The sequence below is a fragment of the uncultured Streptococcus sp. genome (genome assembly GCF_938036805.1).
Classification (GTDB): domain Bacteria; phylum Bacillota; class Bacilli; order Lactobacillales; family Streptococcaceae; genus Streptococcus.
Genome location: NZ_CALHWC010000016.1, coordinates 1 through 12,843, shown reverse-complemented (window position 1 = coordinate 12,843; position 12,843 = coordinate 1). Strand labels below are relative to the sequence as shown.

At 42.3% G+C, this 12,843-nt stretch carries 13 protein-coding genes and 1 pseudogene; all 14 read left to right on the top strand.

Translation table 11 applies throughout. The features are described from left to right. The first annotated feature begins 230 nt into the window (after positions 1-230). Complete coding sequence (locus tag Q0191_RS00765; protein ID WP_297662926.1) at positions 231-797, top strand: DUF443 family protein; 567 nt, start codon at positions 231-233, stop codon at positions 795-797. A gap of 302 nt (positions 798-1,099) precedes the next feature. Further along, positions 1,100-2,170 carry a hypothetical protein gene (locus Q0191_RS00760; RefSeq protein ID WP_297662924.1) on the top strand — a complete coding sequence of 357 codons (1,071 nt, stop codon included), beginning with the start codon at positions 1,100-1,102 and terminating at the stop codon, positions 2,168-2,170. A gap of 520 nt (positions 2,171-2,690) precedes the next feature. Beyond that, complete coding sequence (locus Q0191_RS00755; RefSeq protein ID WP_297662922.1) at positions 2,691-4,253, top strand: 2-isopropylmalate synthase; 1,563 nt, start codon at positions 2,691-2,693, stop codon at positions 4,251-4,253. 11 nt (positions 4,254-4,264) lie between these two features. After that, on the top strand, positions 4,265-5,302 hold the full coding sequence (gene leuB / locus Q0191_RS00750) for a 3-isopropylmalate dehydrogenase (RefSeq protein ID WP_297662920.1): 1,038 nt from the start codon (positions 4,265-4,267) through the stop codon (positions 5,300-5,302). Then, on the top strand, positions 5,299-5,565 hold the full coding sequence (locus Q0191_RS00745) for a DUF1294 domain-containing protein (RefSeq protein WP_297662918.1): 267 nt from the start codon (positions 5,299-5,301) through the stop codon (positions 5,563-5,565). The genes leuB and Q0191_RS00745 overlap by 4 nt, the downstream gene beginning before the upstream one ends. Before the next feature lies 1 nt (position 5,566). After that, positions 5,567-6,949 carry a 3-isopropylmalate dehydratase large subunit gene (leuC, locus tag Q0191_RS00740; protein ID WP_297662916.1) on the top strand — a complete coding sequence of 461 codons (1,383 nt, stop codon included), beginning with the start codon at positions 5,567-5,569 and terminating at the stop codon, positions 6,947-6,949. 9 nt (positions 6,950-6,958) lie between these two features. Then, positions 6,959-7,549, top strand: coding sequence for a 3-isopropylmalate dehydratase small subunit (gene leuD, locus Q0191_RS00735; protein ID WP_297662915.1), 591 nt, complete (start codon positions 6,959-6,961; stop codon positions 7,547-7,549). Positions 7,550-7,648: 99 nt separating this feature from the next. Continuing rightward, positions 7,649-8,428 (top strand): L-threonylcarbamoyladenylate synthase, encoded by a 780-nt coding sequence (locus Q0191_RS00730; RefSeq protein WP_297662913.1) that lies wholly within the window; start codon positions 7,649-7,651, stop codon positions 8,426-8,428. 186 nt (positions 8,429-8,614) lie between these two features. Continuing rightward, positions 8,615-9,058 (top strand): MarR family winged helix-turn-helix transcriptional regulator, encoded by a 444-nt coding sequence (locus Q0191_RS00725; protein WP_297662911.1) that lies wholly within the window; start codon positions 8,615-8,617, stop codon positions 9,056-9,058. Positions 9,059-9,061: 3 nt separating this feature from the next. Beyond that, a pseudogene (locus Q0191_RS00720) lies at positions 9,062-9,388 on the top strand (nuclear transport factor 2 family protein); the annotation flags it as partial. A gap of 68 nt (positions 9,389-9,456) precedes the next feature. Then, on the top strand, positions 9,457-10,185 hold the full coding sequence (locus Q0191_RS00715) for an ABC transporter ATP-binding protein (RefSeq protein WP_297662910.1): 729 nt from the start codon (positions 9,457-9,459) through the stop codon (positions 10,183-10,185). Further along, the gene (locus tag Q0191_RS00710) at positions 10,178-11,698 is read left to right on the top strand and encodes an ABC transporter permease/substrate-binding protein (RefSeq protein WP_297662908.1); all 1,521 of its coding nucleotides are present in this window, start codon (positions 10,178-10,180) and stop codon (positions 11,696-11,698) included. Before Q0191_RS00715 ends, Q0191_RS00710 begins: the two co-directional genes overlap by 8 nt. A gap of 148 nt (positions 11,699-11,846) precedes the next feature. Continuing rightward, positions 11,847-12,164, top strand: coding sequence for a competence protein TfoX (locus tag Q0191_RS00705; protein ID WP_297662906.1), 318 nt, complete (start codon positions 11,847-11,849; stop codon positions 12,162-12,164). Between the two features lie 96 nt (positions 12,165-12,260). Next, positions 12,261-12,843: SatD family protein (locus Q0191_RS00700; protein ID WP_297662904.1), on the top strand; the 583-nt coding region annotated here is incomplete at its 3' end.

The following is a 12,843-nucleotide window of genomic DNA, read 5'->3' as shown; positions in this document are numbered from 1 at the left end:
TACAGAACTAAATCCTTTACTTAAATTAATGGTCTAACTTTTTGGGGTCAGTACAAAATATTGAGGCGTGTTTTTAGATGATTTTAAAAAAGAAAGATTCAAACAAATTATAGTTCAACTCCACCCAAAGTTGAATAATCATAAGGTGATGCAACTTTCGGAGGATTTTAATATGAAAATGAAATGTGCCAATTATCACTTAATTTGACGTTACGAAAGGTAGGATATAAATGTTTAAAAAGGCCAAAATGGAGCCCTTGGCTAAAAAAAACCTTCGATATCGCATACTAAAAACAGAGGATAGATATTATCTTCTTGATGTAGAACGTCCTTTTTTGATTGTCTACTTCTTACCCTTGTTGATTTATTTTGTGCCTCACAGATGTTACGAGATGAGTAAGGACGAATATGAGCAATTGTCCCAATCAGAGGAGCAGAATGCTCGGTTAAAAGAGGCTTTTGAAAAACATGGTCTGGGCTATGGCTTTGGTGCTGGTGTAGGAGCCATGCTTCTATCAAGAGTATTTGATATCAATCAATTTTTGAATTTTAATTCAGCAATACTAAGTAAAATTTTAGCTTGTATAATTTTGATGTTTGTTTCGGTTTTACGATTGTGGGTGACAAAGTTTTACAAACTCCCCAGTGAATTTCAAAATAAGCAATATCAGAAAATTTATATATTTCCTAGATTTTTTAAAAAATTCCTATTTTATATTTTTATATATGGTTTGTCTGTGCTTTTTACATTAGGTGGGTGTGTAGCAATTTTTTCAATTTGGCAGACAATTTTATAGTCCATATATGTCTCTTGATGTTTGGTATATTTACTTTGATTGCAGGAAATGCTTTGTTTTTACACCCGTTAAATTTTTACTGGATAAAAATAAAAGAGAAAAAAATTATGGATAGCTTTAATTGAAATCTTAAAAAATGATTCAAGAATTAATGGAACTGATTGTAAACGATAAAATTTTAGTTTTAACTTTTAAAGATACATATGTGTTATTTGATGATGACTCCAACAGTTTTCGATAGCTGTAAGGAATTTTGACAGTGGGAAAGTAGTATTTGAAGAAGTATTAGAGGGAGAAATGAATTGACGAAAAAAGCTTCGATTGTTATATATACACTAAAAGGAATTGGTCTGATTAGTATTTTTAGTTTAATGATTGTCATAAGTCTTTTTAACCTCTTTTTAGATGGGAATTTGTCAGCAAACCTTTTCTATTTCTTAGTATCAGTTGCTTTATTGTTCACAGTAGGCTGGATGGCCTTTGCTTTTATGGGAAAAATTCAGCTTGATGGTCAATACTTACTTGTTTTCCGAAATTTTAAACACTATCGCTTTCCTCTTTCTTCGGTTACATTTTACTTCGGCAAAAGCAGACATGCTTATCGTGGGAATTATGAATGGCCTATATTTATTGTAGGGGAAGCCTTAACTAAAAACGGCGGAAGTCAAAAAGTGACTTTGAAATTGATTGGAAGTAAGCAGAAGAATCGTCAATTCCAGCAGTTTATTCAAGAACATCTGGAAGGGAAAATACAGCCTCTGCCTAAGGAAGATTCGTGGAAACTGAACGCTTTTGGGCAGTTAGAGATCATTGAAGATGAGCTGCGTGAAGAACCAAAATCAGCATTGGTAGTTACTAGGAAGTTGTCTGATTTTATCGAATTTGGAGCAGATCAAGGAAATGTTAAAAAAACTGTGTTTTATGATATTAAGCGAAATGAGCTTTTTGTAGGGAAAAGTGTGCCTTTTCCAATGATTTTTCTACCAAGTGCTGGTTTATCTTATGCCTTGTATGTATTAACGGAGAATTTGACTGTACGAGGTTTGTTCCCTTTACTTTTTTCCTTCATTCTCATGCTTTTACTGGCTCTTTACCAGGTTAAAAATAGAAGGGAGAAATCAATAGTTGAAGTAGTGCCTTATGAGATGCCCAGAGACTATTTTGCCACCCAAAAATCCAACGGTCTTAAAACCTATGCTCTCATTTTCCTCTTTGCCTTGATTTCAGCTGTTTTCTCTTGGCTTTATCTTCTATTTGGCAGTTTCCTACTTTTATTTTTGACGATTGTGATATGGTATTGTTTCTTGCTCTTACTCCTGTCTGGGCAATTTAAAAAAACCAAATATTTGAAAGTATTAGAAAAAGAAAAGTAATATAGAAATCAAAGATGGAAAAGTTGATTTGGAAAGCATGGGGATCAGCAATGGCATAAGAATGGCAGATTAGCTTTTTGAGTAAAAATAATCTAAAAACATTCGATAATTATTATAGAGATTTGCGGCGTATAATTCTCTTCGAATGGGGAGGAATGACTGGTTAGCATTGTAATCAATATAATACTTGAAGAAGGAGAAGCTAACTTGCTCCTTTTTCGCATTTATAGTAATAAGACCACAAAATAATCCAGCATATTAAAAATTTTCAGAAAATATTGAATTATCTGTTGACAGCCCAATGATACTGTGCTAAAATACTAGACAATAACATTTCAAAAGGAGTCAGTCAAACATGAAGTCAACCCAATATTCAAACTTTGCTTTGTTGTTGTGTTACTCGGGCTAGTGCGAAAGCATTAGTCCTGTTTGGCTTACCAAGCGGGAGTAAATCAACATCTCGCTTGGGTTTCTGAGCGAGATGTTTTTTTAAAACCATATTTGGAAAAGGGGAAATCTTATGCGTAAAGTTGAATTTTTTGATACAAGTCTTCGTGATGGGGAACAAACACCTGGTGTTAACTTCTCAATAAAGGAAAAAGTTTCCATTGCAAGACAGCTGGAGAAATGGGGAATTTCTGTAATTGAAGCTGGTTTTCCGGCTGCTAGTCCAGATTCATTTATAGCCGTTCAAGAAATTGCTAAAGCTATGAAAAAAACAGCAGTGACAGGATTAGCTCGTTCTGTAAAAACTGATATTGATGCTTGTTATGAGGCACTTAAGGATGCCAAGTATCCACAGATTCATGTCTTTATCGCTACCAGTCCGATTCACCGCAAGTATAAACTCAATAAGAGCAAGGAAGAGATTTTAGAAGCTATTAAGGAGCATGTTTCTTATGCACGTTCTAAGTTTGAGGTTGTCGAGTTCTCTCCTGAAGATGCGACTAGAACAGAGTTGGATTTCCTATTACAAGTCGTTCAAACAGCGGTCGATGCAGGTGCATCTTATATAAATATCCCTGACACAGTTGGCTTTACGACTCCAGAAGAGTTTGCACGCATCTTTGATCACTTGACTGAAAATATTAAATCAAATCATAAAGTTGTCTTTGGTGTCCACTGTCACGATGATCTCGGTATGGCAACTGCAAATACTTTGACAGCAATTAAACACGGTGCTGGACGTGTCCAGGGAACTATTAATGGTATCGGTGAACGCGCAGGTAATGTTGCTCTTGAAGAAGTAGCTGTTGCTTTGAAGATTCGCGAGGATTTCTTCCAAGCAACTAGTGATATTGTTTTGGATGAAACAATGAATACGTCAGAAATGGTTTCTCGCTTCTCTGGTATTCCAGTTCCTAAAAACAAGGCCGTTGTTGGTGGTAATGCCTTCTCTCACGAGTCCGGTATCCATCAGGATGGTGTCCTTAAGAATCCATTGACTTACGAAATCATCACACCTGAGCTGGTTGGCGTTAAGAGCAATTCACTACCGCTTGGCAAACTGTCTGGCCGCCATGCCTTTGTTGAAAAACTGAGAGAATTGGCCCTTGACTTTACAGAAGAGGACATCAAACCACTCTTTGCTAAGTTCAAGGAGCTGGCTGATAAGAAACAAGAAATCACAGATGCAGATATTCGTGCTCTGGTAGCTGGAACTATGGTTGAAAATCCAGAAGGCTTCCACTTTGATGATTTACAACTTCAAACTCATGCAGATAATGATATCGAAGCGCTCGTTAGCTTAGCTAATATGGATGGTGAGAAGGTCGAATTTAATGCGACAGGACAAGGTTCCGTTGAGGCTATCTTCAACGCTATCGACAAGTTCTTCAATCAATCTGTCCGCTTGGTGTCCTACACTATCGATGCGGTGACAGATGGGATTGATGCCCAGGCTCGGGTATTGGTGACTGTTGAAAACAGAGATACAGAGACCATCTTTAATGCAGCAGGGATTGATTTCGATGTACTGAAGGCTTCAGCTATTGCCTACATCAATGCCAATACCTTTGTTCAAAAGGAGAATGCTGGTGAGATGGGACGAAGCGTTTCCTATCGCGATATGCCTAATGTGTAAAGGAGAATGCTATGACAAAAGAAATTGTAGCTCTGGCGGGTGACGGTATCGGCCCAGAAATCATGGAAGCCGGTCTCCAAGTGCTGGCTGCTGTTGCGGACAAGTTCGCTTTTACTTATCATATCACGGAGAAGGCTTTTGGGGGGGCTGGTATTGATGCGGAAGGTCATCCTCTGCCTCAGTCAACTTTAGAAGCGGCCAAGGAGGCGGATGCTATTCTCCTAGCAGCTATCGGCAGTCCCCAGTATGATGATGCACCGGTTCGTCCGGAGCAAGGTTTGCTCGCTCTGCGTAAGGAGCTTGAACTCTATGCAAATATCCGTCCAGTTAAGATTTTTGATGCTCTTAAGCATTTGTCGCCTTTGAAGGCAGAGCGTATTGCTGGCGTGGACTTCGTGGTCGTGCGCGAGCTGACTGGTGGGATTTACTTTGGTGAGCATATTTTGGAGGACAAATCTGCGCGTGATATCAACGACTACAGCTATGAAGAGGTGGAGCGGATTGTCCGTAAGGCCTTTGACATTGCGCGTGGTCGCAGAAAGCGCGTGACCAGTATTGACAAGCAAAATGTACTAGCAACATCCAAACTCTGGCGTAGAGTAGCCGATGAGGTTGCCAAGGATTATCCAGATGTGACCTTGGAGCACCAATTGGTGGACAGTGCTGCGATGCTCATGATTACCAATCCTGCTAAGTTTGACGTTGTGGTAACGGAAAATCTTTTTGGGGATATTCTCTCAGACGAGTCCAGTGTCCTGTCAGGGACGCTGGGAGTTATGCCATCGGCCAGTCATTCGGCTGCTGGACCAAGTCTTTACGAGCCCATTCATGGTTCGGCTCCCGATATTGCGGGACAAGGCATTGCCAACCCTATCAGCATGATTCTTTCAGTAGCCATGATGCTGAGAGATAGTTTTGAAGAACTAGAAGCTTCAGAGGCGATTGAAGCAGCGGTTGAGAAGACTTTGGCTCAGGGGATTTTAACCCGAGATCTGGGTGGTCAGGCAGGAACAGCTCGAATGACGGAGGCAATTATTAAGAACTTATGAAATGGATATTAACAGGTATTTGCTTGCTATGGAACCTTATCGTTTTCCTGCTTTATGGCTGGGATAAGCGAAAGGCTAAGAGAAATCACTACCGCATTCCAGAGAAAACCTTGCTGATGTCAGCTTTGGCAGCCGGAGGTTTGGGCGCTTTATTGGGCGGTCGCTTCTTTCATCACAAGACCAGAAAATGGTATTTCTGGCTGGCTTGGATTTGCGGAATAATAGTGGAAATTGGAATTTTATATTACATATGGAGAAGCTAGTATGGCTGGAAAATCGATTTTTGATAAACTTTGGGAAAGACATGTGATTACAGGCCGAGAAGGTCAACCCCAGCTTATGTATGTGGATCAGCATTATATTCATGAAGTAACCAGCCCTCAGGCTTTTCAAGGTCTTCGAGATGCAGGGCGCAAAGTTAGACGGCCGGATTTGACCTTTGGAACCTTTGACCATAATGTTCCTACTGTCAATATCTATGATATTCGGGATGTGATTTCCAAGGCTCAGATTGATAAACTTTCTGAGAATGTCAAGGATTTTGGCATTGAGCACGCAGCTCACGGCTCGGAACTACAGGGAATTGTCCATATGGTTGGACCCGAAACGGGCAAGACTCAGCCGGGCAAATTTATTGTCTGCGGTGATAGTCACACGGCTACTCACGGAGCTTTTGGAGCTATTGCTTTTGGAATCGGTACTTCGGAGGTGGAGCATGTCTTTGCCACGCAGACCATTTGGCAGGTCAAGCCTAAGAAAATGTTGGTCAAATTTACCGGAGTGCCACCTAAAGGTGTCTATTCCAAGGACTTTATCCTCGCTCTGATTGCCCGATACGGTGTAGCTGCAGGTGTTGGCTATGTGGTCGAGTATGCTGGTGAGGCCATTGATCATTTGACCATGGAAGAGCGCATGACCATCTGCAATATGTCCATTGAGTTTGGCTCCAAGATGGGCATTATGAATCCTGACCAGAAGACCTATGATTACGTTCAAGGACGGCCGGGAGCACCTAAGGACTTTGAGGCGGCAGTGGCTGATTGGAAGACTCTGGTCAGTGATCCTGATGCTGTTTATGATAAGGTCATTGAGATGGATGTCTCCGAGCTGGCACCTATGGTGACTTGGGGAACCAATCCTGCTATGGGAGTAGAGTTCGGTGCAGCCTTCCCTGAAATCCGTGATATGAACGACGAGCGGGCCTACAATTACATGGATCTCTCACCGGGAAAGAAAGCAGAAGATATTGACCTAGGTTATATCTTTATCGGCTCCTGTACCAATGCCAGACTAAGTGATTTGCAGCTGGCGGCTAAGTTCGTCGCTGGCAAGCATATAGCTCCCAATCTGACTGCTATCGTCGTACCAGGCTCTCGTCCGGTCAAGCGGGCTGCTGAAAAGATGGGACTGGATAAAATTTTCATGGATGCAGGCTTTGAGTGGCGCGATCCTGGTTGTTCCATGTGCCTGGGAATGAATCCAGACAAGGTGCCAGATGGAGTTCACTGTGCCTCAACCAGCAATCGGAACTTTGAGGATCGTCAGGGATTTGGTGCTAAAACCCATCTTTGCAGTCCTGCCATGGCAGCAGCGGCAGCTATTGCCGGGCACTTCGTAGACGTACGCCAACTACCGGAGGTCCAGTAAGGAAGTTTTATGGAAAAATTTACAATCTACACGGGGACAACAGTGCCCCTCATGAACGATAATATCGATACAGACCAAATTTTGCCCAAGCAGTTTCTCAAGTTGATTGATAAAAAAGGCTTTGGCAAGTACCTCATGTACGCATGGCGCTATCTAGACAATCAGTACACCGAAGATCCTGATTTCGTTTTTAATAGACCAGAGTACCGCAAGGCAACTATTCTAATTTCAGGGGATAATTTCGGGGCTGGTTCCTCTCGGGAGCACGCTGCCTGGGCCTTGGCTGACTATGGCTTTAAGGTAGTTATTGCCGGATCTTTCGGGGATATTCACTACAACAACGAGCTAAACAACGGTATGCTGCCTATCGTCCAGCCGCTCGAAGTACGGCAAGCCTTGGCGAATCTGAAGCCGACGGACAAAGTGACGGTGGATTTGGAGCAGCAGAAGATTTTTTCTCCGGTGGGAGAATTCTCATTTGACATTGATAGAGAATGGAAGCACAAGCTCCTCAACGGTTTGGATGATATCGGCATCACGCTTCAGTATGAGGATTTGATTGCAGAATATGAAAAAAATCGTCCATCTTATTGGCAGTAACCTTATTTTTGCTATATTGAGAAAATTCTGAAAAAATCTTGTCTCCGATAAAAATATATGGTAAAATAAATCTTAATTTAATAGAAAAGGAAGAAACTTATGACAAAACACATTCAATGGAACGGAATTCTTTCACAAGAAGGTTATGACATCTTGAAAGGCGATGGCGGCTGTATCGTTTGCCCGACCAAGGTGGGTTACATCATCATGACCAGCGATAAAGCTGGCTTGGAGCGTAAGTTCGAAGCTAAGGCTCGTAACCGTAATAAGCCAGGTGTTGTCCTCTGTGGCAGTATGGATGAGCTCCGTGCTTTGGCTCAGCTGAATCCGGAAATTGAAGCTTTTTATCAAAAGCATTGGGATAAAGATATCCTCTTGGGCTGTATCCTTCCATGGAAGCCAGAAGCTTTTGAAAAGCTCAAAGCTTATGGCGACGGTCGGGAAGAACTGATGACAGATGTTCGTGGCACTAGCTGTTTTGTTATTAAGTTTGGTAAGGCGGGCGAGCAGCTGGCAGCTAAGCTTTGGGAAGAAGGCAAGATGGTCTATGCATCCTCAGCCAACCCATCCGGTAAAGGAAACCGCGGCAAGGTCGAAGGAATTGGCGAGCGCATCGAAAACGCTGTTGACCTAGTCATTGAAGCAGATGACTATGTAGCCTCTATCCAGCCAGATAAGACAATTGAAACTCGCTATGAGCAAGGCGTTATGGTCTCCATGGTGGACAAGGATGGAAAACTGATTCCAGAACAAGGTGGCCAACGTTCTATCTCACCAGCACCAGTGGTCATCCGCAAAGGCTTGGATATTGACAAAATCATGATGCACCTGTCCGATACTTTCAACTCATGGGATTACCGTCAAGGTGAATATTACTAAGATAAAAAGAAGCTCAGTGTGAGAGAGGGATTACCTCTTTACACTGGGCTTTTTAGTTTGGAACTTTAAGTTTAAAATCTTTAGCCAGTTTAAAATTATTTCCAAATAGAACAAAATTCTTGACAGATGTAATACGTGGTGTTACAATTAATAAACGATTCGATATAGAAATAAATTGGAGGGAGTATGAAAGATAGTCATTTAGTTGCCCACCATATTCGTTTGTTGAATGGGCGGATTTTTCAAAAGTTATTGAGTCAGGATTCTGAGGCTCTTTATCGGAGTGAGCAGGGCAAGATTCTCACCGTTTTATGGAATAGTGAGACAGGCTGTGCGACGGCCACAGATATTGCGCTGGCGACGGGACTTGTCAATAATACTCTGACGACTATGCTGAAAAAGTTGGAAGAACAGAGTTTGGTGACCTTTAGTCAGTGTGGTTCAGACAAGCGAAAAAAATATGTCAAGTTGACGGAGCAAGGTTGGTCCCAGAAAGAAGTTGGGCATCGTGTCAGTCAAAAGTTGGAAGCGATTTTTTATAAAGGCTTCTCAGAGGAAGAAATTCGCCAATTTGAAAGTTATCAGGAACGTATTTTAGCCAATCTGAAAGAGAAAGCAAATGAGGCATAAATCATGTCAAAACAAGTTGAAAATGCACGAAATTTATACATTCATGCCATTCAAGACGGGCGTGTTGCCGAGGCTCAAGCCCAATCTGTAGGAGATACTTACATTCAGCACTCGACAGGTGTGCCAGATGGGAAAGAAGGGTTTGCGGCTTTCTTTGCAAATTTCTTTGATCGTCATCCCGAGCGTGAGATGAAAATTGTCCGCACCATTGAAGATGGTAATCTAGTCTTTGTTCATGTTCATCAATATCTCAATGGCGGGGAAGCGCAATGGGTGACGACAGATACTTTCCGTGCGGATGAGGATGGATGCATCGTAGAGCATTGGGACAATAAAGAAGTCGTGTCAAAAGTAGAAGATTTGGCCAATCGAGGAAAGTTTTAAAATGGGGACAAACAATGATTGAATACAAAAATGTAGCGCTACGCTATACAGAAAAAGATGTCTTGATAGATGTCAATTTACAGATTGAGGATGGAGAGTTCATGGTTTTAGTGGGACCTTCTGGTTCCGGTAAGACAACTATGCTCAAGATGATCAACCGTCTTTTAGAACCTACGGATGGCGATATTTACATGGATGGCAAGCGCATCAAAGATTATAATGAGCGTGAGCTTCGTCTTTCTACTGGTTATGTTTTACAGGCCATTGCTCTCTTTCCCAATCTAACAGTTGCGGAAAATATTGCTCTCATTCCTGAGATGAAAGGTTGGAGCAAGGAAGAGATTGCTAAGAAAACAGAAGAGCTCTTGAAAAAAGTTGGCTTGCCAGTAGCTGACTATGGCCATCGACTACCGAGTGAGTTGTCAGGTGGGGAACAGCAGCGTGTTGGCATCGTCCGTGCTATGATTGGTCAGCCTAAGATTCTTCTGATGGACGAGCCTTTCTCAGCCTTGGATGCTATTTCAAGAAAACAATTGCAGACTTTAATCAAGCAACTGCATAGTGAGTTTGGGATGACGACTATTTTTGTCACTCACGATACGGACGAAGCTTTGAAATTAGGTGATCGGATTGCCGTTCTGCAGGACGGGGAGATTCGTCAAGTGGCGACACCTGAGGAAATCTTATCTGCACCTGCAACCAGCTTCGTAGCAGATTTATTTGGAGGTGTTCAACATGGCTAATTTGATTTCTACCTTTCAGGAGCGCTTTGGTGATTGGGTAACAGCCCTTGGTCAGCACCTCCAGCTCTCTCTTCTGACCTTACTTGTGGCCATTTTCCTGACCATTCCGCTCGCCATCTATCTTCATAGTCACAAAAAGGCAGCCAATTGGGTGCTACAAATTGCAGGAATCTTTCAAACCATTCCTTCAATGGCCTTGCTGGGACTCTTCATTCCTCTCATGGGGATTGGTACACTGCCGGCATTGACGGCTCTGGTGATATACGCTATTTTCCCGATTTTAGAAAACACTGTCACGGCTTTGAATGGGATTGATCCTAGTTTAGAGGAAGCTGGAATCGCCTTTGGGATGACCAAGTGGGAGCGACTCAAAAAGTTTGAACTGCCTCTGGCTATGCCCGTCATCGTGTCAGGAGTTCGGACGGCAACTGTTATGATTATTGGAACAGCAACTCTAGCAGCCCTTGTCGGAGCTGGTGGACTAGGTTCTTTTATCCTTCTGGGAATTGATCGTCGTAATGCCAGTCTAATCTTGATTGGAGCAATTTCCTCTGCAATTTTGGCAATTCTTTTCAACAGTCTCCTTAAATGGATGGAAAAGGCTAAGCTTCGGACAGTATTTACAGCTTTTGCGGTTTTAATCCTCGGCCTCAGCGCTTCTTATACACCAAGTTTGCTACCGAAACAAAGCAAGGATAATCTGGTCATTGCTGGGAAATTGGGTCCAGAGCCAGAGATTCTCATGAATATGTATAAACTTCTCATTGAGGAAAATACGGATATGACTGTGACGGTCAAACCCAACTTTGGTAAGACGGACTTCCTTTATCAGGCTCTAAAAAAAGGTGATATTGATATCTATCCTGAGTTTACAGGTACAATTACTGGAACTCTTTTACAGCCTGCTCCAAAGGTCAGCAATGATGCTGAAGAAGTTTTTGAAGCGGCGCGTGATGGCATTAAGAAACAGGATGATCTAGTCTTGCTCAATCACATGGCCTATCAGAATACCTATGCTATCGCAGTACCTAAGAGTGTCGCCAAAGAATACAATCTTAAAACGATTTCTAATCTCAAGCCAGTTCAGGATAAGCTCAAAGCGGGCTTTACCCTAGAGTTTAACGACCGTGAAGATGGAAACAAGGGTTTGCAATCTCTATATGGCCTTAATCTTAATGTAGCGACCATGGAGCCAGCCCTTCGCTACCAAGCTATCCAGTCGGGTGATATTCAAATCACGGACGCCTACTCAACTGACGCAGAACTTGCGCGTTATGATTTACAAGTTTTAGAAGACGACAAGCACCTTTTCCCTCCTTATCAAGGGGCGCCTCTCATGAAGGCTGAATTGCTCGAAAAACACCCGGAGTTGGAAGGTATTCTCAATAAGCTGGCTGGTAAAATTACGGAAAGCCAGATGAGCCAAATGAATTATCAAGTCGGCATTGAGGGTAAAAAAGCAGAAGCTGTCGCGCGTGATTATCTGGTCAAGGAAGGACTTTTGAGAAACTAAGAAATAAAAGTTAGACTCTTAAGGTCTAGCTTTTTTGCTTACTTGAGGAAAGACAGACTACAGATTGAAAGAGATGTGATTATCTTTTAGTCAGGAAATCTTCATCCTTTTTTGGTATAATAAAGTATCAATTCATGGAGGTGTTTCTATGGTATCTAGTCAAGAATATTTGGATTTTATCCTGAAGCAACTGGAGGGCTTAGGCCAAGAAATTGGCTTTGGCAAGATGATGGGAGAGTATTTGCTCTATTATCGAGGTCGCCTATTTGGTGGGATTTATGACAATCGCTTGCTGCTCAAGCCAGTCCAGCCTGCTCTCGATCTTTTGGAAAATCCGATTTATGAGTCTCCTTATCCAGGCGCAAGGCCAATGCTTCATATAAAAGAAGTAGAAGATGCCGCCTTTCTCTGTAGTCTGATTGAAGCTGTCTATCCTGCCTTATCAGCACCTAAAAAGAAAAAATAGTCTTTCTGTTCTAATGGATATTTCTAAAATTTTCCGTTCGAATAGACATTTTAAGAATTTTCCGTTATAATGGACTTAAAGGAGGTTTTATCAGCTATGCTTTATATTGCTCTTATTGGAGATTTGATCGAATCCAAACAGCTAAAAAACCGCAAGCAGGCGCAGCAAGAGCTGCAGGAATTAATGGCAGTCTTGAACCAAGATTATCAGGATTATCTGGTGTCGCCTTTTACCATTACGACAGGAGATGAGTTTCAGGCTTTGCTGCGGCCTAATCCTGAAGTTATGCGACTCCTTGATCAGATTTCTCTGAGCTTTCCTCATCCAATTCGCTTTGGCCTTGGTCTGGGGGAGATTGTGACGGATATCAATCGGGAGCAAAGTATTGGTGCGGACGGTCCAGCCTATTGGAGGGCACGCGCAGCTATTAACTCAGTCCACGAAAAAAATGATTATGGTAGCAGTCGCTTGGCTGTATCCTTGGGCGATGAGGAGCTCAGTCAGGCGGTCAATACGGTGTTGGCGGCTGCGTCCTTTATCCAGAGCAAGTGGAATGCTAGCCAGAGAGAGGTGCTGGAGCGGATGCTCATGGAATATATCTATGACGAGAATTTTTCTCACAGGGAAATAGCAGAGCTGTTGCAGATTAGTCCCAGTGCGCTTAGTAAGCGACTCAAGT

Excerpts from the sequence above, each read along its gene's own strand:
- Q0191_RS00765 (WP_297662926.1), top strand. The coding sequence starts at position 231 with ATGTTTAAAAAGGCCAAAATGGAGCCCTTGGCTAAAAAAAACCTTCGA.
- Q0191_RS00755 (WP_297662922.1), top strand. The coding sequence starts at position 2,691 with ATGCGTAAAGTTGAATTTTTTGATACAAGTCTTCGTGATGGGGAACAA.
- leuB (WP_297662920.1), top strand. The coding sequence starts at position 4,265 with ATGACAAAAGAAATTGTAGCTCTGGCGGGTGACGGTATCGGCCCAGAA.
- Q0191_RS00745 (WP_297662918.1), top strand. The coding sequence starts at position 5,299 with ATGAAATGGATATTAACAGGTATTTGCTTGCTATGGAACCTTATCGTT.
- leuC (WP_297662916.1), top strand. The coding sequence starts at position 5,567 with ATGGCTGGAAAATCGATTTTTGATAAACTTTGGGAAAGACATGTGATT.
- leuD (WP_297662915.1), top strand. The coding sequence starts at position 6,959 with ATGGAAAAATTTACAATCTACACGGGGACAACAGTGCCCCTCATGAAC.
- Q0191_RS00730 (WP_297662913.1), top strand. The coding sequence starts at position 7,649 with ATGACAAAACACATTCAATGGAACGGAATTCTTTCACAAGAAGGTTAT.
- Q0191_RS00725 (WP_297662911.1), top strand. The coding sequence starts at position 8,615 with ATGAAAGATAGTCATTTAGTTGCCCACCATATTCGTTTGTTGAATGGG.
- Q0191_RS00715 (WP_297662910.1), top strand. The coding sequence starts at position 9,457 with ATGATTGAATACAAAAATGTAGCGCTACGCTATACAGAAAAAGATGTC.
- Q0191_RS00710 (WP_297662908.1), top strand. The coding sequence starts at position 10,178 with ATGGCTAATTTGATTTCTACCTTTCAGGAGCGCTTTGGTGATTGGGTA.
- Q0191_RS00705 (WP_297662906.1), top strand. The coding sequence starts at position 11,847 with ATGGTATCTAGTCAAGAATATTTGGATTTTATCCTGAAGCAACTGGAG.